Below are 26613 nucleotides of genomic sequence, written 5' to 3'. Positions count from 1 at the left end.
ATTTACCTTCGGACGATGGAACGCAAGAGGCGAAGTGCCACGGAAAGTGAAGCCATGTCGTCTCGTTCCAGGCTGTTCACTTCCGCGAACATAGTCTTCGCACGATCAAGGTTAGCCGCGTTTGCCTCTTCCCATGCAGCAACACGCTCTGCCGGGTCAGCAATATCGCCGTGGGCATCCAGGATGTTGCCGGTCAGGTCGATGATCGTGGTGTACAGGTCATCGCGCATTGCGGCACGAGCCAGCGCCTGCCAACGATCCGAGCGAGGAAGGTTGGTGATGCGATTCAGCAGGCTGTCCACATCGAACAAGTCGTAGAGCACGTAGTAGGTTTCTGCGACCTTGACCGGAGCGGTCCCGGTGCGGTGCACATATTCTGCCACGTCCAGCAGCGCGTAGGATTCGAACTGAGTCGCCCACATGCTGGCACGACGCTCCGGGATCCCCTGGTCCATGGCCTCTTCACGCCACTCCTGGAATCTCTGGAGGTCAGTGCCCCGAACCAAGGTTGGCAGGGCCTCACGCAGTTCGGTAACCGTCGCTTCGTAGCGTTTGACCGCTTCGGTGACCAGCAGTTCCTGATCGACGCGGTTGATGAACCAGCGGGTGGCACGGTCCAGCAGGCGGCGCATGTCGTGGTGCTGGCGGCCCCAGTGTTCCAGATCGGTTCCGGCAGGCTGTGCATTGATCGCATCGAACTGGCGGTCGAATCCGTAGATCTCACGCAGCGCGCAGAAGACCTTGGCAATCTGGACTTCGCTGGCACTGGTTTCTTCCATGGCACGGAAGACGTAGGTGATGCCGCCCATGTTCACGATGTCGTTGGCGATCACGGTCGCGATGATTTCTCGGCGCAACGGATGGCTTTCGAGCTGATCCCCGAAACGCTCTACCAACTTGGTTGGGAAGTAGCGGCGCAGGGTCCGGGTGAAGTACGGATCATCGGCGAGATCGGATTCGGTCAGCGCGTTCGCCAGCTGGATCTTCGCGTATGCGGCCAGCACCGAGAGCTCTGGGGTGGTCATCGCCTCGCCAGCGGCGCGGCGCTCTTCCAGCTGATCCGCGTTTGGCAAGAACTCCAAGCCACGGTTCAAGTCAGCATGGGCTTCCAGCCACTGCATCAGGCGCTCGTACGCTGGTGTCCAGGTCAGTGCCGCATGCTTCTCATTGAGCAGCAACACGTTCTGTTCGAAGTTGGTCGTCAGCACCAGATCACCGATGTTATCGGTCATCGAGAGCAGGAACTCCGTGCGTTCTGCCTCGGTGAGATTGCCCGCCTTGATCTGGCGGTCCACGAAGATCTTGATGTTCACTTCGCGGTCAGAAGTGTCCACGCCAGCAGAGTTGTCAATGGCATCGGTGTTCAGCAGGACGCCCTTGCGGGCTGCCTCAATACGGCCCAGCTGGGTCATGCCCAAGTTGCCGCCTTCGCCAACAACTTTCACGCGCAGATCTGCGCCGTCGACGCGGATGGCGTCGTTGGCTCGGTCGCCGACCTGGCCGTGGGTTTCAGCCGCTGACTTCACGTAGGTACCAATACCGCCGTTGTAGAGCAGGTCCACTGGCGCTGAGAGGATGGCCTTGAGCAGTTCGTTAGGGCTCAGCTTGGTGGTGCCGGCATCCAAGCCCAGGACCTCGCGGACCTCGGCGCTAACCGGCACGGACTTGAGGCTGCGCGAGTACACGCCGCCTCCGGCCGAGAGCAGCTCCTTGTTGTAGTCTGCCCAGCTGGAGCGTGGCAGATCATACAGGCGCTGGCGCTCGTCAAAGGCGACCTGGGGATTCGGGTTCGGATCCAGGAAGATATCACGGTGGTCGAAGGCCGCCACCAGCTTCACGGTGGGGGTACGGCGCAAACCGTTGCCGAACACGTCTCCAGACATATCGCCCACGCCGACGGCGGTGAATTCGTCCTTCTGGGTGTCGATGCCCAACTCGAAGAAGTGGCGCTTCACCGATTCCCAGGCGCCGCGTGCGGTGATGCCCATGCCCTTGTGGTCGTAGCCCACCGAGCCGCCCGAAGCAAAGGCATCGCCCAGCCAGTGGCCCTTGTCGGCCGAGATCGAGTTGGCGATATCGGAGAAGCTCGCGGTGCCCTTGTCGGCAGCGACCACCAGGTAGGAATCATCGCCATCGCGACGAACCACGTTGGCAGGGGCTTCGATGTGCTCACCGTTTTCGTCGGTAACCATGTTGTCGGTCAGCTCCAGCAGGGTGCGGATGAAGACCTTGTACGCGCCCTTGCCTTCTTCCATCCATGCACCGCGGTCGAGAGCTGGATTGGGAAGCTGCTTGGCGTAGAAACCGCCCTTGGCACCAGTTGGCACGATGACGGAGTTCTTGACCATCTGGGCCTTGACCAGACCCAGCACTTCCGTACGGAAATCTTCTCGGCGATCGGACCAGCGCAGGCCACCGCGGGCCACGGCGCCGAAGCGGAAGTGGGTACCCTCAACACGCGGCGAGTAGACCCACAGTTCGTGCTTCGGACGCGGGAATGGCGCGAAATCGATCTCTTCCGGGGCCAGCTTGAATGCCAGTGCCTGATGGGTGGTGAAGTAGTTGGTGCGTTTGGTCGCTTCGATCACCTTCACGAAACGGCGCAGCAAGGTGTCGGCATCCAACGTTGGCACGGATTCCAGCGCTTCGGCGACCTTTGCGTGCGCCTTCTGCCGAGCAGCTTCCGAAGCCACGGAGCTCAGCTGCGGGTCGAAGGTGGCCTGGAACAGCTCCACAATGGCGTGGGTGACTGACGGGTTGCCAACCAGGGTGCTGGCGATGAAGCCAGTGGAGTTCGGAACCCCGAGCTGCAGCAGGTAATGGGCGTAGGCACGAAGCATCGAGACTTCCTCCCACGTGAGTCCCTCGTGCAGCACCAGTGCGTTAAGGCTGTCGGATTCGGCGAGGTTGCGGACCACTGCGCAGTAGGCCTCAGCCAGCTTGGCTTCCACGGCCTGGAAGTTGATCTCCTCATCGATCTTCAGGCCCATGTCGTAGATGTAGCGTTCGCCGATTCCTTCTGGATTCAGCTCGTAGGGGCGTTCATCGACGACTTCCAGACCCAGATGCTGCAGAACTGGCAGTATGCGCGAGAGCAGCAGCGGCTTGGTCACATAGATCTTCATGCGCTTGGAAACAGCAGAATCCTCATCCTGCTTCTCGTCATCGTAGAAGGAGACAACCGGGCCATCGACTTCTGGACTGCTCAACTCGGTGAGCAGGTCAATATCCTTCAGCGCATCTTCGATTTCGAACTGCACCTTGTAGGAAGCCGGGAAAGCTTCGGCCCAAGCGTTGGACAGCGTGTTGGCATCGCCTAGTTCCAGACGCGCGCGGGCGGTGTCAACGATGGCGTCAGACCAGGAGCGCACGGCCTTGGCAATACGATTCTCCAGTGCCTTGCGGTCAACCACGGGGGCCAGTCCGTGGCGTTGCAGGCGCAGCCGGTAGAACAAGCGAACGAGCGCGCCCGCACCCAGCTGCGCTTCATATTCAACGGATTCTGCGTTGAAGCTGCGCTGCAGCTCCTGCTCCACCCGCAGGCGCACTGCGGTGGAGAAACGATCACGTGGCAGGAACACCATGGCAGTGACGAAGCGGCCGTAGTCGTCCTTGCGAAGGAAGACCGAGGTGCGGCGGCGTTCCTGCAGGCGCAGGATACCGAGGGCAATCTTGGTCAACTCGTCGACGGAGATCTGGAACATCTCATCGCGTGGGTAGCTTTCCAGAATAGTGGTGATGTCCTTGCCCGAGTGGGAATCAGGCGCGAAGCCGGTGCGCTTCAGCACCGCTTCAACCTTTTCGCGTACCAGCGGGACGGTCTTCACGCTCGAGGTGTAAACACTGGAGGAGAAGAGGCCGATGAAACGGCGTTCGCCGTTGACTTCGCCATTGGCATCGAAGCTCTTGACTCCGACATAGTCCAGGTACACGCCACGGTGAACGGTGGAACGGGAGTTCGCCTTGGTCACGATCAGCGCACGCTTGTCGCGAGCGGTGATGCGGCCGCGCTTGGTCAGGTGCTGTGGACCTTGGTCCGCCAGATCGCGCATCAGTCCCAAGCCGCTGCCTGGGCGGGCGACCAGGACGTCTTCGCCGTTGATGGTTTCCAGCGAGTAGTCGCGGTAGCCCAGGAACGTGAACTTTCCGTCAGCTAACCAGTCCAGCAGCTCCGATGCCTGCTGCACCTCGGCGATTTCCTCAGCCTTCGGAGTCTGCGGAAGGCTCTGCGCAATATCCTTGGCCCGGTCCAGCATGGCCGGCCAGTCCTTCACTGCAACACGCACATCTGCCAGAACGCTATAGAGGCGCTCAACAAATTCCTTGGCCTGCTCATCGCTGAGCTCGCGAGCGAGCTCGACTGAAATCCACGATTCGATGCGGGTTTCTGCACCGGCCGAAATCAGGGTGCTCAAATCCGAGAGCGCAGCGGTGTCACCGCTGGCAACATGCTGCAGACCAGCATGGCTGATCTTTGAAATTTCGCCGGTCTCGGTCTTGCGGGAGACAACGAACGTCGGATGCACTACCAGCTGAATTGGTGAATTCAGCTGCACTAGTGCGGCAGTTACCGAATCAACAAGGAATGGCATGTCATCGGTGACGATGTGGACCACTGAAATTCCGTTGTTGCGGGTAATGGCGACATTAGCGTTTTCAGCATCACGCTGAAACCCGATTTCCAGATGTGCTGCTACGCGAGCTTCGAGTTCGTCTGGCCGGTAGGCCGCCACGTCTTCGGTCGCAATTTGGCCATAGTACTCGCTCACCAATTTCGAGGTGAGTGTCTCATCCATGAATGATTCTGACATGCTGGATTCCGACGAGTTCAAAAGAACGCCTCCAAGAACAAAGTTCGATCAACCCGCGCCTTTGCGGATCTCTAGTTTTACCCACACTACTCGGTTTTCACCTCTGGGGTTCAAGCTTCGGAGCGAAATCGACGACTATTCCATTTCTTGGGTGAATCCGTGGAATTTATGCCGGCCAAAGACCGTATTTCCATACGCAATAGGCCCCGAGGTGCGATTTCGAGCAATGGGCTTCCTCCCAGCACTGCCGCGTTGCACGCGGCGCTGTCCTCGGGCAGATACCCTGCGATTTGGTGCGTCGGCCCAAACCGGTCCCACGCTTCAATCAACCTGCGCTTCGGGCTGCGCCCGGTACTGCTGGCTCCCACGCGGTTGAAGACGATTTTCGGATTCAGCCCGGGCAGTGCATCCTCCAATTCGTCGATGGCGCGAAGTGCACGCGGAATTCCCAAGCTGTCGGCACGCACGATCATGAAAAGCTCATCGGAGCACTGGAGCATCTCGACGGTGACAGCGTTTCGCTGTGGTGCTTGGGTATCGAAACTGAGCTGTTCGTCCAATTCAATGTACGGAGCCAAATCCAATACGACCAGGTCGTAGTGAACTTTGAGCAGCATGGCCGCTCGCCGCAGCGCCGAGGCCCGGACCTCGGGCCACCGGCTAGCACGCGGGATTCCGGTCGCCACGCGCATGGTCGCCTCCCCGACCTGGACCAAGGAACATGCAGCGTTGAGTCGGGCAACATCCAACGAGCCGGCGTCGATGGCACGGCACAACTGCGCGATGGATGCCGATTCGTCCATGAGCCCCAATTGAATGGCGATGCTGGCGGCGTAGGTGTCTGCGTCCAGAAGCACCACGGTTTTTCCTGCTGCCGCCGTTTCCACCGCATAATTCAGCGCGACGGTACTGCGCCCGGGAGATCCAGGGGCGCTCCAGAAGCTGACGATTCTTCCGTTCCGGCCCGTAGAGTCGTCCTCCGGTTCGGGAACCGCGAGCGTTCCGTTGGTTCCAGAATGATTCAATGACTGAACTACGCCCCTGATGCGTCCTTCCAGCTCGGCCATGCCGGAATCCGCAGGCAGATGAAGGACATCAGGCAATGGCTTCCAGTCTTCGGGCCGGTCAAAGAACAGGACAACCGCTGTCTGGCGCATCAGCAACGCATCAAGTTGTTCCATGGGCGGCACCAGCTGGGCGTCGGCAACGATCAGCACATCAGCCATTCCGGTATCGCAAGCGGCAATGGCTTCGGCTATGCCGGAGCAGACGCGGGTGACCATCAGTTCCCCGCGGTACCCTTCGATTTGCCGGACGATTTTCTCCTGGTCGCCGAGCACTACGACCGAAATACTCATTGTTCGGTCCCGGCCGGGTTGTAGACGACGATAATTCTCGATTCGTTGGCCAGCGCTTGAAGCAGCGGTTCAAGCTGATTCGGTTCCACCAGCAGTTCCAGGTTGGTGCCTTGGGTTCCCACCAGTCCCCCGCCGCTTTCAACGCGTGCGGCGACTTCGACCATGGAGGAGAGCTTTTCCGGGACTTCGTAGGTGCTGCCGCCGGTTTCGCGTTTGGCAATCCATACGTCAACAAAGCTACCGGGGGTAATCGACGAAGAAAGGTCTGCCGGAAGATCGACATTGACCGGCCTGCGCGACCCCACTTCACTGTGCATTATCGAGGTGACTGGAATCAGCTGCCCTTCGCTGATAAAGGTGTTCGCTCGGGCGTCCTGGCCGAGCTGCGCATCTGTGTGCAGGTAGTTCTCGAGAGTTTCGCCAAGCTGGACTTCTTGAGTTTTCATGTTCTCGCTGGTCAGCTTTTCTCCGAGGGTGATATTGGTGCTGGCGACATACACCGTGGACGTCTGATGCAATTCGCCGACCAGGTACACGGTTCCCGCGACCGAAGCGACTACGAGCACCGCGCCGAGAGCCAGGCGTGGGTCCTTCCAACTCGGCCGTCGCACACGCGAGGCCGAGGTTGTCCGCGCGTCCTGGGCGATCTGTTCTGTGATCAAGGCTCTGACCTTCCGCCAGCATAGGTGCTTATGGATGGTGATCCTACGACAACTTGGTCCTGCTGGAAAGACCTTGCGTGCACTTGTGGATCACGAAAGAGTGATCGCTTCGACCCATCCGATAGCATCCAGGGGAATCAGCAATTGCGTTGAGGCCTGCTGTGCTCTGGCGAATTCATCGCGAGGATGCACCAGAATTATCAAAAAATCCTTGGCTACCTGAGTCAGCGTTCCTTCAGCCATGGAGCTGCCCGCACGGCCAAAAACATGGCATCGTGCGCGGTCCCGGAGCAATCCCCGAAGAACCGAGGAAAACTTCACCGAGCGGCCCGGCGCGCGCCGTTCCACCGCAGGTGCGCGCCCCGGCGGAAGGGCGAAGGATTCAATCGCTCCACTGCGGATCACCCATTGGGCCTGCTCTGTTTCCAGGCAGATGTAATCGGTCGCGCAAGGGCCGAGCTTCGCGCGGAGTTCGGTTCCCCCGGCCAGCCGGAGGCTCAATTCGTGTCCGTAGAACCGCATCAGAGTAGGCAGCAGTTCGGCAGTTGCCCGTTCAACCCTGATGTTTTCGGCAATTTCTTCACGCAGCTGCGCCCGGCTCTGTTCTGCTAGCTGAGCCTCCAAGTCGTCGAAGAGTGAATCCCACCGCATGCGCCCACTGTACGAGAATAAACATTTTTGCGTAACCCTATTCACAAAACGATCTCTAAGTGTCACTATGAACATCAAACACCATCAAATGACATCAAAATTCATTCAAGGAAGTGATTCGGGTGTCTCGCCAACGGCAAATATTCGTGCTGCTGCTCTTTTCGGCAGCGTCATTGGTCATTATCTATGTGGGAATCCAGTGGATATCTGATTACTTCCGGTCCCCAGTCGATGGGCTCGCCACAGCGGACCACATAAGGATTCTCGTCAGCCTTTCGTTCCTGGCGTTACTTACGCTGTACTTGCTGCGCGTGGCCTTGGCCCAGATGATCCGCTGGGCCTTCACCCACCGCAAGCCGAAGCTAGCGCGGTTCTTCGAACGAATCGCCCCCGCACTCAGCAGGAGAATTCTAGGCTCAATGCTTGGAACCTCGATTGCCCTCTCTTCAGTCGCTGCAGCCTACGCGGGTGAACCACTGGCAGTTTCCCTGGCACAGGTCCCGGCGGAAAACGCCAGCCAAGAACTAGCCAGCTATGCAGGCCCGCAGCAAAACTCCGTACCGAGCCCGCAATGGTTCCCCGAATCCATGAGCGTTCCCCTGAGCCCACTGGTATCCCCCGGGGCCAGGAATCCAGGCCAACGTTCGGTGCAACGCACAGAAGTTGTCGTCGCTAAAGGGCAGAATCTGTGGACCATAGCGGCAGAACATCTAGGTGCCCAGGCCACCGTGGAAGAAATTTCTGCCTATTGGCCAAAGATCTATCAACGCAACAAGAAGTCCATCGGCACCGACCCGGACCTGCTGCGAGTTGGAACGGTACTTGAACTACCGCCAGCCGGCTAAGCGCATTCAAGAACTTCCCCACGCCCAACTAGGAGTCATCATGAGCACCATCGCCATCAGCCCCCGTAGCGCCAACACCGGCTACTATCAACCGGACATCTACGCAGCCAACCTCCCAGACCCGAACCCGGCTGGCGCCACCTCGGCTGCCGATCCATGCCAGGCTCCGGCTCACCTGCGTCGGGCAATGGACAATATCTTCCATCGCTCTGCTGTCTACCGCAGCGAGCACCGGGCCATCGTTGAGATTTCGCATGCAGTAGCCCGCGCGGTCTTCGAAATCGTGGCTGGGTACCGCACCGTGAATCAGCTGGCATTCGTGATGGAGCCCTCTTGCATTGCCAAGCTCCGGCGCCGGGCCCTCCTGGAGACCCAGTGCTACACGCTCGAGCCGCTGCCGGGCACGGCACACGGGCAGATCATCTCATTGCACCTGGACCGGTGCATATCAGGTTCTTGGGAATGCACAGTCATCTTGGGCTTTAAATACCGCGTCCGTGCCGTGGCTCTGAAAATTGAGCCCTGGCACGGACGGTGGCAGGTGACCGATGTGGAGCTAATCTAGCTGCGCTTGGCCTTCTTGTTCTTCTTCTTGCTCGACGTTGCCTGGGCGCGAGTGGTGCTGGCTTCGCCATCTTCATCCGGGCCGGTGAACTGCAGGTTCTTCGGCTTCGCCGATTCGTCAACCGCTGGCGCGGCAGCTGCTTCAGCTCCGGTGGGGATCTCCAAGTTGAAGAGGGTTCCGATGCTTTCCTCGCGGATGCCTTCCATCATGGTCTGGAACATGGTGTAGCCTTCACGCTGGTATTCCACTAGCGGGTCGCGCTGGGCCATGGCACGCAGTCCGATTCCTTCCTTGAGGTAATCCATCTCGTACAGGTGCTCCTGCCACTTGCGACCGATGGTCGAGAGCACTACACGGCGCTCCAGATCGCGCATGGTGGAAGAACCAACAAGCTTTTCCCGCTCTTCGTACTGGTACTGGGCATCCGAGAGGATTTCGCGTTCCAGGAACTGCGCGGAGAGGTGCCCCACTCCGCCGGCCTCTTCGAGAACTTCATCGATGGTGATGCCGATCGGGTACAGCTGCTTGAGGTTGGTCCACAACGACTTGAGCTCCCAATCGTCCGGGTCGCCGACCTGGGTCGCTTCCAGGACCATTGCCTTGACGACATCTTCCAGGAAGTGGCCGACCTTTTCTTCGAGGTCGTCGCCTTCCAGGATGGAACGGCGGTCAGCGTAGATCGCTTCACGCTGGCGGTTCATCACGTCATCGTATTTCAGCACATTCTTGCGCTGCTCGGCGTTGACGCCTTCCACCTGTGCCTGGGCGGACTCAATGGCGCGCGAAACCATCTTGGATTCCAGCGCCACGTCATCTGGCATCGACGGGTTGTTCATGATGCGCTCGGCCATCCCGGAGTTGAACCGGCGCATCAGGTCATCGGTCATCGACAGGTAGAAACGCGATTCGCCCGGGTCGCCCTGACGGCCGGAGCGACCACGCAGCTGGTTATCGATGCGGCGTGATTCGTGCCGTTCGGTGCCCAGCACGTACAGGCCGCCGAGCGCCGCAACTTCCTTCGATTCGTTGGCGACGGTTTCCTTCGCCTTGTCAAAGACTTCGTCCCAGACCGTGTTGTACTCTTCCGGGTTGTTCTCCGCATCCAGGCCACGGCGCTCCATCTCGGCCACGGCCAGGAACTCAGCGTTGCCGCCGAGCATGATGTCGGTACCGCGGCCGGCCATGTTGGTAGAAACGGTCACCGCGTTCTTGCGGCCGGCCATCGCGACCACGGCAGCTTCGCGAGCGTGCTGCTTGGCGTTGAGCACCTCGTGGCGGATGCCCTTCTTGGAGAGCAGCCGGGAGAGGTATTCGCTCTTTTCCACGCTGGTGGTGCCCACCAGGATCGGCTGTCCCGTCGCATGGCGCTCGGCAATGTCCTCAACCACAGCATTGAACTTGGCGACTTCATTCTTGTAGATGTAGTCCGACTGGTCCATGCGGATTGCTGGCTTATTGGTGGGAATCTCCACCACGCCCAGCTTGTAGGTACCCATGAATTCCGCGGCCTCGGTCTGCGCCGTACCGGTCATGCCCGAGATCTTGGCGTACATGCGGAAGTAGTTCTGCAAGGTCACGGTGGCCAGAGTCTGGTTCTCGGCCTTGATCTCAACGTTTTCCTTGGCCTCGATGGCCTGGTGCATGCCCTCGGAGTAGCGGCGGCCAGCCAGTGCACGGCCGGTATGCTCGTCAACGATCATGACTTCGCCGTTGACAACGACGTAGTCCTTGTCCTTCTTGAACAGTTCCTTGGCCTTGATGGCGCTGTTCAGGAAGCCGATCAGCGGGGTGTTGTTCGCTTCGTAGAGGTTATCGATGCCCAGGTAGTCCTCGACCTTTTCGATGCCCGACTCCAGCACGCCGATGGTGCGCTTCTTTTCGTCGACCTCGTAATCGTCTTCACGCTTCAGTCGCGAGACGATCTTGGAGAATTCGGTGTACCAGCGGTTCACATCTCCCGAAGCCTGTCCGGAAATGATCAGCGGGGTACGCGCCTCATCGATCAGGATCGAGTCGACCTCATCGACGATGACGAAGTTGTGTCCGCGCTGGACCAGCTCGTCCTTGCTCCACGCCATGTTGTCGCGCAGGTAGTCGAATCCGAACTCGTTGTTCGTGCCGTAGGTGATATCGGCTTCATACTGCTTGCGCCGCTCGGCAGGCTTCTGGCTGGAGAGAATGCAGCCGCAGGTCAGACCGAGGAAGCGGAAGACGCGACCCATCAGATCCGACTGGTACTGGGCGAGGAAGTCGTTGGTTGTCACCACGTGCACGCCGTCACCGGTCAACGCGTTCAGGTAAGCCGGTGCGGTAGCGACCAGGGTCTTGCCTTCACCGGTACGCATTTCAGCGATGTTTCCCAGATGCAGGGCAGCACCGCCCATGAGCTGGACATCGAAGTGGCGCATGCCAAGGACCCGGTCCGAGGCTTCGCGGACCACCGCAAAAGCTTCTGGGAGCAAGTCATCCAACGTCTCACCGTTAGCCAAACGTTCGCGGAACTTGTCGGTTTCACCCTTGAGCTCTTCGTCCGAAAGTTCGCGAATTTCGACTTCCAACGTATTGATCGTGTCGGCGTACTTACGAAGAGTCTTCAGAATCTTCTTGTCGCCGGTACGCAAAATACGTTCTAGCAATGATGCCACGTGGTAGCTCCCAATATCTCAAGCACAGTAATTTCTGGCGTCTTCAGTCTACGTGAGGAAAACAGCACATCTGGCTATTTCAATCCCATTTGCGCTGTTCTTATAGCGAACAGCGATTTGATCAACAGGCCCTTCACAGCCCGATTTCCACTCGTTCAAGTTCCAGCCAGCGCGCCATGCGATCCAGCTCGGCTCGCAATCCAGCCTCGACACTGGCGTCGACACCCGGCTCGTAATGCACCTGCTTTGCGTGCAGCACCGACCTGGCCCGGTCAGCTTTCAGATCCACTCGGCCCACGAACTCTTCGCCGAAAAGCATCGGGAAAACGTAGTAGCCGTAGCGGCGCTGATTTTCCGGCACGTAGATTTCGATGCGGTATTCGAACCCGAAGAACTTCTCCAGCCGGCGGCGATTGAAAACCATCGAATCAAAAGGTGACAGCAAACGCAGGTCAGGATCGATCCTGCGCGGAATCTTGGTGCCGGCCTGCAAATAGCAAGGCTCGGCAATGCCGGCAACCTGTACTTCTTCGATGAGACCAGCACGTGCCTGCTGGGCGAGCTCTTCTTTCGCCGCGCGCACCGGAAGACGGAAATACTCTGCGACGCAGTGAGCGGTGGCGATGCCAAGGGCATCCATGGCCCGGACAACCAGCCGGGCGAGGGCCTCGTGCCGCTGCGCCGCATCGAGTTCCTGTTGCCTGCCCACCACATCCGCGGCTAGTGCGTAACGGCGTTCAAACTGGGAGTTGCGTCCCAGCGTCAAGATCTTGGCTTGGGCGAAAAGGGACTCGGTGACGAACTTGGTGTCATTCCAATTCCACCCCCAATGCTTTTTCTCCCCGACCGGGGCGACCTCCAAAGCCTGGCTGATTTGCCGGGCGCTGGAGCCTGGATTATTGGACAGGTATTCAAGGACGCGATCCGAGAGGTCATGCTGTTCGGCGGAGAACCCATCTGATTTATCGATCCAGGTTCGGCGCTGCCATACCCGCAGGTCTTGAATGAGTTCGGAGCTGACCACCGAGGCCTCATGGGCCCAATATTCGGTGATAGGGCTGAGCGGCTTGGCCAGAAGCTGGTCCAGCACCTTGGTGTCATAGGCGCCGAGCCGGGCGAACATCGGCATGTAATGGGCCCTGCGAACGACGTTCACCGAGTCAATCTGCAATTGCGCGATACTGCCGATAGCGCTGACGATTCTCCGCGCGGTGACGGGTTGTTCTTTCCTGCCCTTGGACAGGCCTTGGGCGGCCAACGCGATTCTTCGTGCCTGCTTGAGGCTGAGAATGCGTTGGCCGCCCACGCTAGTTGTGGTTCCGATGACTAGCCTTCTGTTGCCAAGGCTTTGTCACGGTAGCCGCGAGTTTCCCTGGTGGCTTCTTCATTGGAGTTCAGTGATGGATCCAAGGAGATGACACCGTACTGGTACTGGGTGCGGCCATAGACCACAGCGTGCTCGCCGGTGGCTTCATCGATGAAAAGGTAGAACGGATGGCCGACCAGTTCCATGCGGTCCACTGCGTCATCTACGCTCATCACTTCTGCAGGGAAGGACTTGCGGCGGATGACCACTGGCGAGTACTCGGCGTTGGCCTCGACTTCGGCAGCTTCCGCGGCTTTCTGGGCTTCGATGGTTTCTTCAACCAACGACTTGCCGCTCGATGCGGTAGGCAGGCCGCCAGTTGCCTGGTGGACAGCCAGCGGGGTGTGGTTGCCGCGATGCACCTTGCGCTTGTCGCGGGCCTTGCGCAGGCGTTCAAGCAGTTTTGCGAACGCGATGTCGAAAGCCGCGAACTTGTCAGCGCCGCGAGCCTCGGCTCGAATTGCTGGGCCACGGCCAACAACGGTCAATTCAACGGACAGTGCAGTGCTCTGATCACGAGCGTGTGCTTCTTTGAGGACCTTGACGTCGATGCGCTGTATTTTGGTGGCCAGCTGGTCAACCTTGGTGATTTTCTCGTCAACATACTCACGGAAACGATCCGAAATGGTGATGTTGCGTCCGCTGTAGTTCAGCTCCATGGTGTCCTCCAATAGGGAGTCGGGTGACACAACAGTCCGAAAATTCCATCCTTTCGGACTGAAGATGGGCTTTTAGCTGCATCTGTGATGCATCCCATACTTCACCTTATGCCACCGTGGCCAAGATTCAAGTATCCGGGCTCACAATTTCCGATCGCGGTAAGCGTAATTACTGTTCAGGTGCATTATTTGGCGGTCTCGTCAAAGCCAGTACCACCGCGCTGGTGACGTCATATCCTGCCTCATGGCAGGCCATGGCCGCGTGCCGCAACGTAGAACCGGTGGTTAGGACGTCGTCGACCAGGATGACCGGCTGGCCATTAGCGCTGGCACGCTCGGCTACGAAATGGGTCCGGCCGCCGCGCCGGTCTGAACCGCTCTTGGTTTTCTGCGCCCCGCCCAAGGCAGAACCGAGGCGGTAGTGCAGCAGCGTGCGGCACTCTAGATCTGCCGACAGCAGCCCGCGAGCGAAGCCGTGGTCGAGCATCGTCTTCACCGGAGAGTAGCCACGCTGCGCTGTTGCCTTGAGCGAACTGGGCACCGGCACCACCAGGGTAGGAAGATTCGCGCGCTGCGGGATGCATCCGGCGTTCAGCGCGGCAGCAAGATAAGGGGCGAAGAGCGAGACGAGGAAGTAGCGCTGCTTGTTCTTGAATGCCAGCAAAGCCCGAGCCAGCTCCTTGCCGTAAGCGCCGCAGGAACTAACGGCAAGCTGCTGGCCGAGCACGGGAAGCTCGACATAGAGATGATGCGTGTCCGGCAGGGGCGGCAGGCTCAGTTGGCGTTGGATTTCACTGCGGCATTCGGGGCAAAGCCGAAAATCTGCCCGGGCGCAGACCGCGCAACAGGCCGGAAGCAGGAAGTTCGCGATTTCCCTGGTGCCGAATCCCAGCCAGCGCATGGGCCTGCTGCGTGACAGCTCATCGACGCACCGCAGCCACTCTTCGGGAATTTCCATACGGCCAGACTGGCCGATGAACCGCGTCGATCGGTCTGGTCGCCAACGAGTTGTGGAGCAAGGTCCTGCTTAGCCGGGATAGGCGACGTCCTGGGCAAAATCCTCAAGCTCGTGCCAGGAATTGCCCACGCGGGTATACAGCTTCTCGTTGGTCTCGGCATACACTTCGCGGCGGCTGCCGACACCGGTAGCGATGCCGACCATGCCCAACAGCAGCTGCAGGTGCTCGCTGCCGCCTTCGAAGGTGATCTGGGCCGCTTCAACAGCTTGGTCGTCACCGAGCTCGGCAACAATAATGGATCTGTCCGAATCCCATAGCGCGGTATTCACCGGAACTTCTGGATAGATCTTCATTGGCGAATCCGTGAGTCCGCGGGGCACACCTTCAGCATCGCGGATCACGCCGGCGACGTAAACCGACGTGGTCTTGCCGATGGTTGCCACGATCAGCGCTCGCGCGCCGTCACGGGAAATCCGCAAGGAATCGATCTGGGCATCTTCCAGCCAGGCCACATCGATTGGACGGGCTTCACCCTTCATTTCGGTGTCGGCAGGGACCGCCCTGATCGGGGTAGCTGCCCCGTTATCCGCGGTCCAGGTCCAGCCGGCCAGATCCATGGACGGCTGGATGAGCTCCTCGCCCTCCAGCGAAAGGCGCAGGCTGCCCTTGTCGTCAATCCCCCACAGCTGGGTGCGGCGGCCGTTGAGGAAGGCATAGCGATTGCCGACCGGAGACATGGCCGGGTCCCGTGGGTTGTATCCGGAAATATCCGGGACGCCGCCCACCGGAATGATCGAGAGTCCCTTGACGTAGACCAAGTACTGGTCCGAAATGCCGATCAGCGTATCTTGCGTGCTGGGGTTGGACGTAGCCGGCTCGAAGTTAGTGTCTTCGGTCGAAAGGTTGACTTCGTTTTCCTCCCGCAGCAGCTTTACCGAGTCCACCGGAGCTAGGCTGGTCAGCGTGGCTTCCATCTGCTGCTTCATCAGCAAGATGCTCCGGTCGGTAGCATCTGCGAAGGTATTGGAGTTCAAATCGATGGTCGCTTCGCCATCGCGCACCGGCACCGCTGAACGCACCAGTCCGCTGGCCGTCGAGAAAGCGGAGACGACAGCATTTTGCAGGTACGGGGCTGGTCCTGCCAACAAGGCTTCCACCATCGACGTGGTGGTGCCCGAACCCGAGGTGAACCACCGTATGTCGGGAACCAAATAGGCGAAGCTCGCATCGTAGAAGTACAGGGTCTGCGCGGCAAAGATCTTGGTGAACGTCGAGGCTTCGAGCATCGTGCCGTCCGGGGCTTTGGTAATGCGCCATTCGTCGTCTACCTTGGCGACTTCGATATCCACTGCACGGGTCGAGTGATCCGGGTAGTCGGTGCGCACGCCATGCGCGTCGACTTCACCGGTGATTTCGAGCTGGATGGTGTACTTGTTCGCATCGGCCCCGTTGACCACATTGAAGGCATCGTAGATCAGCGTCTGCGTATCACCGCGCCAGGTGTTGCTCAGATGCGCGTCCATGAATTCGCGGGAGACAGCATAATCTTCGGATACCGAACGCCCAGCCTCGACGAACCCCTCGACGATGGCCCTGGCATCAGCACCTGCTGCCGGTCCATCGGCCGCATAGCTGTAGCTTTCAGCCCCGCTGGTGTCGGTTCCGGCTTCAATCTGCTGGACGGTGGAAGTTCTGGGAATCGAGGCGCAGCCAGAGATCGCAAGCGCAGCAGCAAGGATGATCGCGAGGCTGGAAAAGAATTTCTTCCGCATCAGCTCTCCCCTTCCTTCTTCTGCTCGTTGCTGCCCAGGTTCGGATTGGTGACATCGTCATCTGGCGAATCCGCATCCAAATCCGGATCAAGAACCAGCGGCGTGTATCCGATCTTTGGCACTTCACCGGTCAGCGGGAAGCTGTCTCCCAAAATCACCGTAGCCAGGCTTTCAGGAACTGGCGGTTCCAGTGGAAGCGGCGACGAAGCGATCTCCAGGTCCTCGCTGCGTGGCAAGGTCAGGCGGAAGACCGAGCCGACCCCTGGCTTGCCCCACGCTTCCAATCGGCCATCGTGCAACCTGGTGTCCTCCATCGAGATCGACAAGCCCAGGCCGGAACCTCCGGTGGTCCGTGCACGGGCCGGATCAGCGCGCCAGAATCGGTCGAAGACGTGGTTACACGCCTCTTCGGACATGCCGATGCCGTAGTCGCGCACGGTGATCGCCACCGCGCTCTGGTTGGCGCCGATGGTGATATCGATTGGCTTGCTTTCACCGTGCTCCACCGCGTTGAGCACCAGATTGCGGATCACACGCTCGACGCGGCGCGGATCCACTTCTGCGACGCAACCGTCGCTGGGCGCGTTCAGGCGGATGAGCGAACCGTATTCATCAGCCACCGGGGTGGCGGTATCGATAACCTTGCGGGCTATGACGTTCAAGTCCGTTGACTCACGGTCAAGCACCGCGACGCCGGCATCGAAGCGGGACACTTCCAGCAGGTCATTGAGCAGGTGCTGGAAACGCTCGATCTGGTTGTACATCAGTTCGGCGGACCGCGCGGTAAGCGGATCGAAGTCCTCGCGGGCATCGTGGATCACTTCGGCAGCCATGCGCACGGTGGTCAGCGGGGTGCGCAATTCGTGCGAGACGTCGGAAACGAAGCGTTGCTGCATGGCCGAGAGATTATTCAATGCGGTGATCTGCTCTTGCAACGAGTGGGCCATGTGGTTGAAGGCCGTACCCAATCGGGCCACCTCGTCCTTGCCGGCGACCTTCATTCGGCGGTCGAGGTCACCAGAAGCAATCCTCTCCGAAACATACGCGGCATCGGCCACCGGGCGGACCACGGTACGGGCGACCGACCACGCAACGAAGCCAACCACTGCCAGCAGAATCAGCCCGGTGAAAGCCATCGCACGATTGATGAATTCGAGGGTATCCTGCACGCTGGACAGGTCGTAGACCAGATACAGTCCGTACTCGCGTCCAGGCGGAATCAGTACCTTGGTGCCGACAATGAGACCGGGCTTGGTTGCGGTATCGGCACCCAGCTCGATGGAACGCCAATAGATGCCTTGCTCCCCTGCAACCCGCTCCGCGAGATCGCCAGGGATCACGCGGGTGGTCAGGGAACCGGAAGCCATTGGCCCAACATAAAGGCTTTGGTCACCGGCAATGGGCATCAGCACGAAATCGCGGACTACGGTTGCGCCATCGCCTTCCAGGGAAGCCAAGGTCGAATTCACCAGGGCCTGGGTGGAGGCGCGATCGGTGGTGGAAGCCGATTCGAGAATGGAGCGGGCCTGGACCAGGCCGCGTTCCGATTCCTTGGATATCTGGTTCACGCGCTCTTCGAAAAGCGTGGAGGCGATCTGGTTGGAAAGGAAGGCGCCGGCGGCAACCAAAGCCAGCGCGGTGAAAAGCAGCGTCGAAATGACGGTGCGGAACAGCAGGTGGCGTTGCCAACGCAGCTTGGCGGTGTGCCAAGGACGCTTGATCCACTGCTCGATTTTGCTCCACCGGGCGGGTTTGGACTGCGACTGGGCATGCACATCGACCGGAACCAACTCTGCACCGGTCGACGTGTGCGAACTCAACTTGCCGAACCAGCCTTGTATCCGACACCGCGAACGGTCTCGATAATCTGCGGCTTCTCCGGGTCAATTTCAATCTTCGAGCGCAGGCGCTGCACGTGCACGTTGACCAAGCGGGTATCTGCAGCGTGCCGGTAGCCCCAGACGGCTTCCAGCAGCTGCTCGCGGCTGAAGACCTGCCATGGCTTGCGGGCCATGGTGACCAGGAGGTCGAATTCCAGCGGGGTCAGCGACACGACATCGGTTCCGCGGGTCACTCGGTGCCCGGCCACGTCGATGGTCACTTCGCCAACTTGCAAAGTCTCCGCGGCGTGGGTTTCGCTTGGACGCAAACGGGCTCGCACGCGGGCCACCAGCTCGGCTGGCTTGAAAGGCTTGGGCACGTAGTCATCGGCACCGGATTCCAGCCCGCGGACAACGTCGGCAGTGTCCGACTTGGCGGTGAGCATCACGACGGGAACGTCGGATTCCGCGCGGATCTGCTTGCATACCTCGATGCCGTCAATGCCAGGCAGCATCAGGTCAAGGAGCACCAGGTCGGGGTTCGCTTCACGGAATGCTTCCAGAGCACCGGAACCGTCGTAGCAGAATGAGGCATCGAAGCCGTCATTTTGCAGGACAATGCCAATCATTTCCGACAACGCTTCGTCATCGTCAACGACTAAAATCCGTGCCTTCATCCCATGTCCCCCTGAAACCGTAGGTTTGAGGTTTCAGCCAACTGGCCAAACCGGGTAGATCCGCTACCCCACTATTCCTAAGATACATGATCAACCGCCCTTTTCGGGCTGTGACCGGCAGAAATCAGGCAGTTAGCTACGCATCGACGCGTGTCTGCTCCAACGCTTGGGCATAACTGGCCAGCCGTCGCAGGTTCTCGATGGCCTGCGCCGAGCTGCTGCGCGAGAAGTCTCCACGCGGCATCAGGGTTAGTGCACCTAGCTGCCCCAAGCCCAAGCCCAGCTGACGCCAAGGACGAAGAATGGAGTTCACCCCTTCTACAACACCTTGTGCCCGGGTTCCGGGGGCGAGCACCTGCAAGAAGACGCGGCCCCCGCCTTCGACAAGTCCCGCTACCCGCTCCCACTTGCGGTGCGTCAAGCCTCCAGGGTCGATGACCAGCGCGCCGGCACCGGCTTGGTGCAGCAGATCCACCCGTTCAATCCAGTGTTCATCCTGGGTAGGCAGATTCAGCAGCGAGGTGACCCGTTGGCCTTCGGCCTCGCCAGCGAGCACCTTGAAGAACTGCGCATAGGCGCTTCGCACTTCGGCGCGTGGGATCGAGCGCAGGGTCCGGTATCCGCTGGCGGTACTGATTGTGCCGTCGAGCACGTCGCCCAGCAGCGGCTCATCAATCTGGATAGTGAAGTCCGCCAGCGAGGTAATGCGGGCCAGTCGGTCCAGATGCTCGCGTGCTCCGTGGGCGTAGGACTCGATGATGTCGCGGCGCGCCCCATGATCGCTGATCACCCGCTCCCCGTTCGACAGGTACAGGCTGGCGGCCAATGTCCACGGACCGAGCAAGGTGAGCTTGAGGCGCTGGGCAGGTTTCGCTTCCGCACCGAGTACATCAGCTAGCAGATTCTCGTCACTGCGCAGGATGCTGCGGGCACGACGGGCATCGATACCGTCCTTGGCACCGATCCTCCAGCCGTGCGGCTGCAGATCGAAGCCGAGGTCTGCCAGCAAGGTGGCGCTGCGCCCTACCGCATCGGCGCCGACGCCACGATCCGGCAGCTGCGGGAAGACCGCTAGGTTGGGTTCTCCCAATTCCCCGCGCACCACTTCGTGGATGGCCGACGGGTCGCTGCCCGGGAACTGGCAGAAAGCGGTGGCGTGAACATCGCGGCGTTCAGCGGCCTCGTGTTCCTGCTCAGTCATTGTTGTGCGAGTCAGAAATGTTCTGGTGGTGGCGGATGACTTCAGAGATCACGAAATTCAGGAATTTTTCGGCGAATTCTGGATCAAGATGCGCTTCGTGGGCCAGGGCGCGCAGGCGCTCGATCTGCGCCTTCTCGCGGCTAGGGTCGCTCGGCGGCAACTGGTGCTCGGCCTTCAGGACCCCTACGCGCTGGGTCGCCTTGAAGCGTTCAGCCAACAGGAAAACCAGCTGCGCATCGAAGTTGTCGATGCTGCCGCGGATGGCGTACAGCTCTTCGAGGACTTCATTCTGGACCTCGCCCTGCAACGAGCTGGCGTGCGGGTCGAATGACTGGGTGGTCTCAGTGTTCTTCGGCTCGTTCATGATCACCAGTTTACGGGTTCGCATGACGGATTACCCACAAGGTGACATGCCCCAGACACGGTGCCTGACCGTGCCCGGGGCATGCCCGTTGTTCCTTGATTGCCAGCTGCTCAGGAGGCGTTCAGCTGTTCAATCAGTTTGCGTCGCTGCGCCTGTTCGCGCGGGTCCGGAACCGGAAGCGAGGCGATCAGGCGCTGGGTGTATTCATGCTGCGGGTTGGCCAGGACCTTGGAGCCCAAGCCTTCTTCCAGCAAGGTGCCCCGGAACAGGACGCCCACCCAGGTAGCCAGCTGGTCCACCACTGCCAGATCATGCGAGACGAACAGGGCTGCGAAGCCCAGTTCGGTCTGCAATTCGCGGAACAGCTCCAGCACCTTGGCCTGCACCGAAACGTCCAGTGCGCTGGTTGGCTCATCGGCAATCAGCAGCTTCGGCTCCAAGGCCAGTGCGCGGGCCAGCGACGCGCGCTGGCGCTGGCCGCCGGAGAGTTCGTGCGGGTAGCGGTTGGCAAAACCGGCTGGAAGCTGCACGGCCTCAAGCAGTTCGGCCACCTTGTTGCGGGTCTGCAGCGGGTTCAGATCACGGTGCACGGCCAGTGGCTCGGCCACGCATTCGCCTACGGTCAAGTGCGGATTGAAGCTTGCCGCTGGATCCTGGAACACGAAGCCGATCTGCTCACGCAGCGGCTTGAAGGTGCGTTCCTTGAAGTGGGCCATCTCGTAGCCCAGCACCTTCAGCGAGCCACCGGTGATGCGGTTCAATCCCGCGATGCTGCGTCCGATGGTGGTTTTCCCCGAACCGGACTCGCCCACCAGTCCGTAGACTTCGCCGGCGTGGATCTTCAGATCCACCTCATCGACCGCGGTGAAGCCCGGGGCCCCGAGGCGTCCCGGGAAATGCACCTTCAGGCCCTTGGCTTCCACCAGCAATTCAGCATCCTGGTTCGGACGTTCGACTAGTCCCTCCGAGGCGCTTTCGCGCCCCAGGTGCGGCACGGCAGCCAGCAGGGACTTGGTGTAGTCCTCTTGCGGTGCTTCGAAGAGCTGGATCGATGGTGCTTGCTCAACGATCTGCCCCTGGTTCATCACGATCACGCGGTCGGCGATATCGGCTACCACCCCCATATTGTGGGTGATGATGACGATGGCGGTACCCAGCTGATCACGCAGGTCGCGCAGCAGCTGGAGAATTTCAGCCTGCACCGTGACGTCCAATGCGGTGGTTGGCTCATCTGCCACAATCAGTTCCGGCTTCAGGGCCAGCGCCGCGGCGATGACCACGCGCTGCTTCTGGCCACCGGAGAACTGGTGCGGGTAGTAGTCCACGCGCTGCTCTGGATCCGGGATGCCGACCTGGCGCATCGCCTCGATGGCGCGCGTCCTGGCTTCCTTCTTGGAAATCCTGTTGTGCGCGCGGATGCCCTCCATGATCTGCCACCCCACGGTGTACACCGGGTTCAGTGCCGTGGATGGTTCCTGGAAGACCATGGCCACATCCCGGCCGCGAGCCGCGCGCAGCTCGCGGCCGCGCAGGGTGAGCATGTTCTTGCCTTTGAGGTAGACCCCGCCGTGCGAGGCACCGTTCTCAGCCAGGATGCCCAGGGCGGTGCGTGCGGTGACGGACTTGCCGGATCCGGATTCGCCCACGATGGCCAGGATCTCGCCGGCCCTGACTTGCAAATCAACGCCGCGCACTGCCGGCACTGCGCCGGCGTCCGTGACGAAATCAATGTTCAGGTCTTCGATGCGCAAGACAGCGGGTGTGCCGATGTTGGCCTCGGAGTCGAGGAGAGGACTGTTGGTCATTTGCTTGCTCCTACCTGTCCGGACTGGGTGATGCGCTTGGCCTTCTTGCGGCTGAAGCGGCGCAGGCGCGGGTCATTGAGGTCATTCATGGACTCGCCAACCAGGGTCAAGCCCATCACGGTGAGCACGATGGCCAAGCCCGGGAACAGGCCGGTCCACCAGATTCCGCTAGTGGCATCTGACATCGCGCGGTTCAGGTCGTAGCCCCATTCCGAAGCACTGGTCGGTTCGATGCCGAAGCCCAGGAAGCCCAGGCCCGCCAGGGTCAGCAATGCCTCGGTGGCATTCAGCGTGAAGATCAGCGGCAAGGTGCGGGTGGCGTTGCGCAGCAGGTGCGCGAACATCACTCGCCATGGACTGGCGCCGATCACCTGTGCGGATTCCACGAAGGGTTCCGCCTTCAGCCGCATCACTTCGGCGCGGACCACGCGGAAGTACTGCGGGATGAACACCACGGTGATGGAGATGGCCGCTGCCATCACGCCGCCGAAGAGCGAAGACTGGCCCTGGGAAATCACGATGGACATCACGATGGCCAGCAGCAAGGATGGGAACGCGTAGATTGCATCGGCCAACACCACGGCGATGCGGTCGAACCAGCCGCCGAGGTAGCCGGAGATCAAGCCCAGCAATACGCCCAGGAACAGGGACATGACCACGGCCGCCAGGATCACCCAGATGGCCGTCTGCGCACCGAAGAGGGTCCGCGAGAACACGTCATAGCCGGTGGCGGTGGTGCCCCAGATGAATTTGCTGTCCGGAGCCGCCTGGCGCGGGAAGTCCCCGGATGCATCCGAAGACTGCGCGAAATCGAAAGGCGCAATCAGCGGCGCGAACAGGGCGGTAACGATGAACAGGCCGGAGAGCGCCAGACCGGCAACCAGCATGCCCCGCTGCAGGCCCGAGGACATGCGCAGGTGGGAGATGACCGGGAGCCGGTCCAGCCAGGACTTGTTCGAAGCCGGCAAGGTAGCTGTACTCATGATTAGTACCTGACTCTCGGGTCGATCAAGGCGGCCAGCACGTCAACGATGAAGTTGGTGACGGCGACGATAATGGCCAGCAGCACCACGATGCCCTGCACAGCCACGAAGTCGCGGGCGGTGAGGTATTCGGCGAGCTTGAAGCCCAATCCCGACCATTCGAAGGTGGTCTCGGTCAGCACTGCTCCACCGAGCAGCATGGCAATCTGCAGGCCCATGACAGTGATAATCGGAATCAGCGCCGGACGGTAGGCGTGCTTGGTGGTGAGGCGGAATTCGCTGACGCCGCGCGAACGGCCGGCTTCCACGTATTCGCGGCCCAGCGTGCCAATTGCGTTGGTGCGCACCAGGCGCAGGAACACGCCGCCGGTGAGCAGGCCCAGTGCCAGGGCTGGCAGGATCGCATGCTCGGTGACATTCCAGAAGGCAGCGCTATTGCCGCTGCGCAGCGCATCGAGCCAGTAAATGCCCGATGGGCTCTGCAGGCCGGTCAGTTCAAGCTCGGTCTGCCAGTCGGCACGGCCGCTGATCGGCAGCCAGCCTAGCCATACGCCGAAGACCAGCTTGAGCAGCAAGCCGGCGAAGAACACCGGGGTGGCGTAGGAGAGGATTGCAAGGATGCGCAGGACGGCATCCGGGTAGCGGTCGCGGAACTTCGCGGCAACCAGGCCCAGCGGGATGCCGACCAGCAGTGCGACAAGGACCGCGTTGATGGCCAGTTCCAAAGTTGCCGCGCCGTAGGTGGCCAGCACCTCGGTGACCGCCCGGTTATCGCTCATGGTGCGGCCCAGATCGCCGGTGAAGATCTGGCCCAGGTACTCGAAGTACTGGATCAGGATCGGCCGGTCGTATCCGGCTTCATGGATGCGCTGGGCCAGCTGGTCCGGGGTGAGCCGTCCGCCCAGGGCTGCGGTGATCGGGTCGCCGGTCACGCGCATGAGGAAGAAGACCACTGTGATGAGGATGAAGACAGTGGGAATGATCAGCAAGAATCGGGTAATCAAGTAGCGGAGGAATCCTCCGCCTTTTTGCTTTGCTGGTTTGGGTGTTGCTAGCGGGCTTGCTTCTTGGCCCGGTGGCGACGTGATAGTCATCGTCTGTCCTTATGGTTCAGGATGCGTGGCAATGCGCCGCCTTGAGCGGTCAATGACGGCGCATGCCAAGGGGATCCACCGCGCGCGCCAAGGGTTGGCGCGTGGCAGATCCCCTCAGGTTTGGTGTCTGCGAGGCGAGAGCCGAATTACTTGCTCAGCACACCGAGACGGAACTTGAACGATGCGTCCAAGGTCTTGTCAACGTCCTTGACGTCCTTGCCTGCAATGGCCACCTGGGCACCCTGCAGCAGTGGAAGCGTGGACAAGTCCTCAGCCACCATCGTCTGCAGTTCTTCGATGGCCTTGGTGCGCTCCGCCGCGTCGACCATTCCTCGCTGATCGGAGATCAACTTGTCAACCTCGGGGTTGTCGTAGTTGTTCGAAAGGAAGTTCTCCTTGGCAAAGAACGGCGAGAGGTAGTTGTCGGCATCCGAGTAGTCCGGGAACCAGCCCAGCTGGTAGGCCGGGTAATCCGTGACGCGCTGCTTCTGGTAGGTCACCCATTCGGTGGACTTCAAATCCACTTCGAACAGGCCATCAGCTTCAAGCTGCTTTTCAACCAGTGCGTATTCGTCACCGGAGTTCGGGCCGTAGTGATCCGGGTTGTACTGCAGCGCGAGCTTGACCGGGGTCTTCACTCCGGCATCTTCCAGAACCTTCTTGGCCTTGGCAGCATCCGGCTTGCCGTCGGTGCCGTACATGTCCTTCAGCGGCTCGGTGGCGCCGGTGAAGCCTTGCGGCACGTACGAGTAAGCCGGGGTGTAGGTGTCCTTGTAGATGTTCTTCGCGATGGCCTCGCGGTCCACAAGGTGCGCCGCGGCCTGGCGTACGGCCAGTGACTTCGCTTCATCAGCATCATCGGTCTTGGCACCGTATGGCATGGAATCGAAGTTGAAGACGATGTAGCGCAGCTCGCCACCCGGTCCCTTGTGGACCGCCAGATTCTCATCCTTGCCCAGGTCTTCGATGTCGGTTGGGGTCAGCGAACGCCATGCGACGTCGATCTTGCCTTCTTGGACTTCGAGCTTCAGGTTATTGGCGTCCGCGTAGTACTTGATCGCTGCCTTGTCGTTGGCTGCAGGGCCCAGAACGCCCTGGTAGGACTCGTTGGCACTGAAGGAGATCAGGTTGTTCTTGTTGTACGAATCAATGACGTACTGGCCGCCGAAGGCCTTGGCCTCAACGATCTTCTGGTCGTCCATGACTGCGTCTGCGGAGAACACTTCATCATCGACGATCGGGCCGACCGGGGAGGTCAGCACCTGCGGGAAGGTCTGGTCATTGCCGACCTTCAGCTTGAAGACCACCGTGGTGGCGTCAGGAGCCTCGATGGATTCAACGTTGCCCAGCAACGAGGATGGGCCGTTAGGGTCCGCGATCTTCAGCTGGCGGTCGAAGGTGAACTTGACGTCCTTGGAGTCAAGATCGTGGCCGTTGGCCCACTTCAAGCCCGGCTTCAGCTTGACCGTGTATTCAGTCGGGGTAGTGAACTCCGCGGACTCGGCAAGGCTCATCGATGGGTCCGGGCTGCCCGGCTCGGAATTGAGCAGGAACGGGTAAATCTGGTTCATGACCATGAACGAACCGTTGTCGTAAGATCCGGCAGGGTCCAGGGAGGTCACTTTGTCGGTGGTGCCCAGGGTGATTGGGGCGCTGGCTTCGCCATTGCCGCCCTCTTCATTGCCGCTGTCTGCGGCTTGGGTGCAGCCGGTCAGTGCCAGGGCAGAGATACCCACAACGGCTGCTGCGAGTCGCAGCCCGTTCTTCTTGCGAGCCATGAGTCATCCTTCGTCTAGGTACATGCATGGGCTGTGATGATTAGCACATGCTTCACATATCCTAAGTGATGCAAGGCACAAAATACGAATGGGGGCGGCGGAAACAGGCAAAAGCGCGGTCTCGACGCCCGCTTTTTGTGCCTCAGCCCATACCGCTCCTTGCTCAACGGTGAGATGCGCGGGGATTCCTTCCGGCCTTTTGGCTAGATGGCATAAGCTAGATGTCAATGATGACTCGTAGAGACGCGGCAATCGCGTTGGATATCCCAGTAGAAATGGCCAAGCGCCACGGCATTCCTTCCAAAATGAGCGAGGCTGAATTCCGTGAGCTGAACACCAATCCACCAGCTTGGTTGGAGCAGTCGCGCGCCAACCGTACCGGCAAACGCCCTGTGTGGATTCATCTGGTCTGCGAAGTCTGCGGCTTCAGCGAGTACGAACGTCCCAAGAAGTGGTGGCCTGCCTTCGATTTCGTGCACTGCCACACCCACTCCCCTGCACAGCTTCCGAAGCTGGAAAAGGGCAAGACCCGCGCGGAGTACCAAGATATTTCAGCTCATATGTTCGGCATCGTCGACGAAGGCTAGAAGCTGACGAC

The 26613-nt window shown here is 60.2% G+C and carries 20 protein-coding genes; 3 read left to right on the top strand and 17 right to left on the bottom strand.

What is annotated here, in order from left to right; all coding sequences use genetic code 11:
• Nucleotides 1–2: 2 nt before the first annotated feature.
• The 4 genes from ACIQTS_RS01835 to ACIQTS_RS01820 all read right to left on the bottom strand — a co-directional run bounded on the left by ACIQTS_RS01835 (nt 3) and on the right by ACIQTS_RS01820 (nt 7557).
• Nucleotides 3–4796: an NAD-glutamate dehydrogenase gene (locus ACIQTS_RS01835; protein WP_402470806.1), complete on the bottom strand. Its 4794-nt coding sequence runs from the start codon at nt 4794–4796 to the stop codon at nt 3–5.
• Nucleotides 4797–4921: 125 nt separating this feature from the next.
• Entirely contained in the window at nt 4922–6169 is a 1248-nt protein-coding gene (locus ACIQTS_RS01830) for a CpaE family protein (RefSeq protein WP_402470803.1), read from the bottom strand.
• Nucleotides 6166–6831, bottom strand: a complete 666-nt coding sequence (locus tag ACIQTS_RS01825) for a hypothetical protein (protein ID WP_402470800.1) — start codon at nt 6829–6831, stop codon at nt 6166–6168. Before ACIQTS_RS01825 ends, ACIQTS_RS01830 begins: the two co-directional genes overlap by 4 nt.
• 90 nt (nt 6832–6921) lie before the next feature.
• Nucleotides 6922–7557, bottom strand: a complete 636-nt coding sequence (locus ACIQTS_RS01820) for a hypothetical protein (protein WP_402470797.1) — start codon at nt 7555–7557, stop codon at nt 6922–6924.
• Nucleotides 7558–7604: 47 nt separating this feature from the next.
• Here ACIQTS_RS01820 and ACIQTS_RS01815 point away from each other — a divergent pair, with 47 nt between their 5' ends.
• Both ACIQTS_RS01815 and ACIQTS_RS01810 read left to right on the top strand, forming a co-directional pair.
• Entirely contained in the window at nt 7605–8327 is a 723-nt protein-coding gene (locus ACIQTS_RS01815) for a hypothetical protein (protein ID WP_402470794.1), read from the top strand.
• Between the two features lie 40 nt (nt 8328–8367).
• On the top strand, nt 8368–8892 hold the full coding sequence (locus tag ACIQTS_RS01810) for an Rv3235 family protein (protein ID WP_332485966.1): 525 nt from the start codon (nt 8368–8370) through the stop codon (nt 8890–8892).
• Here the strand turns inward: ACIQTS_RS01810 and secA are convergent.
• The 13 genes from secA to ACIQTS_RS01745 all read right to left on the bottom strand — a co-directional run bounded on the left by secA (nt 8889) and on the right by ACIQTS_RS01745 (nt 26015).
• Nucleotides 8889–11537 carry a preprotein translocase subunit SecA gene (gene secA / locus ACIQTS_RS01805; protein WP_332594663.1) on the bottom strand — a complete coding sequence of 883 codons (2649 nt, stop codon included), beginning with the start codon at nt 11535–11537 and terminating at the stop codon, nt 8889–8891. The two genes, ACIQTS_RS01810 and secA, sit on opposite strands and share 4 nt — an antisense overlap.
• Before the next feature lie 133 nt (nt 11538–11670).
• The gene (locus ACIQTS_RS01800; protein WP_402470791.1) at nt 11671–12843 is read right to left on the bottom strand and encodes a winged helix-turn-helix domain-containing protein; all 1173 of its coding nucleotides are present in this window, start codon (nt 12841–12843) and stop codon (nt 11671–11673) included.
• Nucleotides 12844–12863: 20 nt separating this feature from the next.
• A complete protein-coding gene (gene hpf / locus ACIQTS_RS01795) occupies nt 12864–13562 on the bottom strand; it encodes a ribosome hibernation-promoting factor, HPF/YfiA family (protein ID WP_105656863.1) in 699 nt (232 codons plus the stop codon).
• Nucleotides 13563–13731: 169 nt separating this feature from the next.
• Nucleotides 13732–14520, bottom strand: coding sequence for a ComF family protein (locus ACIQTS_RS01790; protein WP_402470788.1), 789 nt, complete (start codon nt 14518–14520; stop codon nt 13732–13734).
• A gap of 69 nt (nt 14521–14589) precedes the next feature.
• The gene (locus ACIQTS_RS01785; RefSeq protein WP_402470785.1) at nt 14590–16293 is read right to left on the bottom strand and encodes an LpqB family beta-propeller domain-containing protein; all 1704 of its coding nucleotides are present in this window, start codon (nt 16291–16293) and stop codon (nt 14590–14592) included.
• Nucleotides 16293–18113, bottom strand: a complete 1821-nt coding sequence (gene mtrB, locus ACIQTS_RS01780) for an MtrAB system histidine kinase MtrB (RefSeq protein WP_105656823.1) — start codon at nt 18111–18113, stop codon at nt 16293–16295. Before mtrB ends, ACIQTS_RS01785 begins: the two co-directional genes overlap by 1 nt.
• Entirely contained in the window at nt 18110–18790 is a 681-nt protein-coding gene (gene mtrA / locus ACIQTS_RS01775) for an MtrAB system response regulator MtrA (protein WP_105656824.1), read from the bottom strand. The genes mtrB and mtrA overlap by 4 nt, the downstream gene beginning before the upstream one ends.
• 136 nt (nt 18791–18926) lie before the next feature.
• Nucleotides 18927–19991, bottom strand: coding sequence for a hypothetical protein (locus ACIQTS_RS01770; RefSeq protein WP_402470782.1), 1065 nt, complete (start codon nt 19989–19991; stop codon nt 18927–18929).
• The gene (locus ACIQTS_RS01765; RefSeq protein ID WP_105656864.1) at nt 19984–20355 is read right to left on the bottom strand and encodes a chorismate mutase; all 372 of its coding nucleotides are present in this window, start codon (nt 20353–20355) and stop codon (nt 19984–19986) included. Before ACIQTS_RS01765 ends, ACIQTS_RS01770 begins: the two co-directional genes overlap by 8 nt.
• Before the next feature lie 110 nt (nt 20356–20465).
• Nucleotides 20466–22160, bottom strand: a complete 1695-nt coding sequence (locus ACIQTS_RS01760) for an ABC transporter ATP-binding protein (protein ID WP_332498152.1) — start codon at nt 22158–22160, stop codon at nt 20466–20468.
• Complete coding sequence (locus tag ACIQTS_RS01755) at nt 22157–23143, bottom strand: ABC transporter permease (RefSeq protein ID WP_332485961.1); 987 nt, start codon at nt 23141–23143, stop codon at nt 22157–22159. Before ACIQTS_RS01755 ends, ACIQTS_RS01760 begins: the two co-directional genes overlap by 4 nt.
• A gap of 2 nt (nt 23144–23145) precedes the next feature.
• On the bottom strand, nt 23146–24237 hold the full coding sequence (locus tag ACIQTS_RS01750; protein ID WP_105656828.1) for an ABC transporter permease: 1092 nt from the start codon (nt 24235–24237) through the stop codon (nt 23146–23148).
• 146 nt (nt 24238–24383) lie between these two features.
• Complete coding sequence (locus ACIQTS_RS01745; protein WP_402470777.1) at nt 24384–26015, bottom strand: ABC transporter substrate-binding protein; 1632 nt, start codon at nt 26013–26015, stop codon at nt 24384–24386.
• A 227-nt stretch (nt 26016–26242) separates the two neighbouring features.
• Here ACIQTS_RS01745 and ACIQTS_RS01740 point away from each other — a divergent pair, with 227 nt between their 5' ends.
• Nucleotides 26243–26602, top strand: a complete 360-nt coding sequence (locus tag ACIQTS_RS01740) for a hypothetical protein (protein WP_402470775.1) — start codon at nt 26243–26245, stop codon at nt 26600–26602.
• The last annotated feature ends 11 nt before the right edge of the window (nt 26603–26613 follow it).

The organism is Glutamicibacter sp. NPDC090743 (genome assembly GCF_044769125.1).
Taxonomy (GTDB): domain Bacteria; phylum Actinomycetota; class Actinomycetes; order Actinomycetales; family Micrococcaceae; genus Glutamicibacter.
The sequence above is the reverse complement of the archived record's forward strand: the minus strand, read 5'-3'. Positions and strand labels throughout refer to the sequence as shown.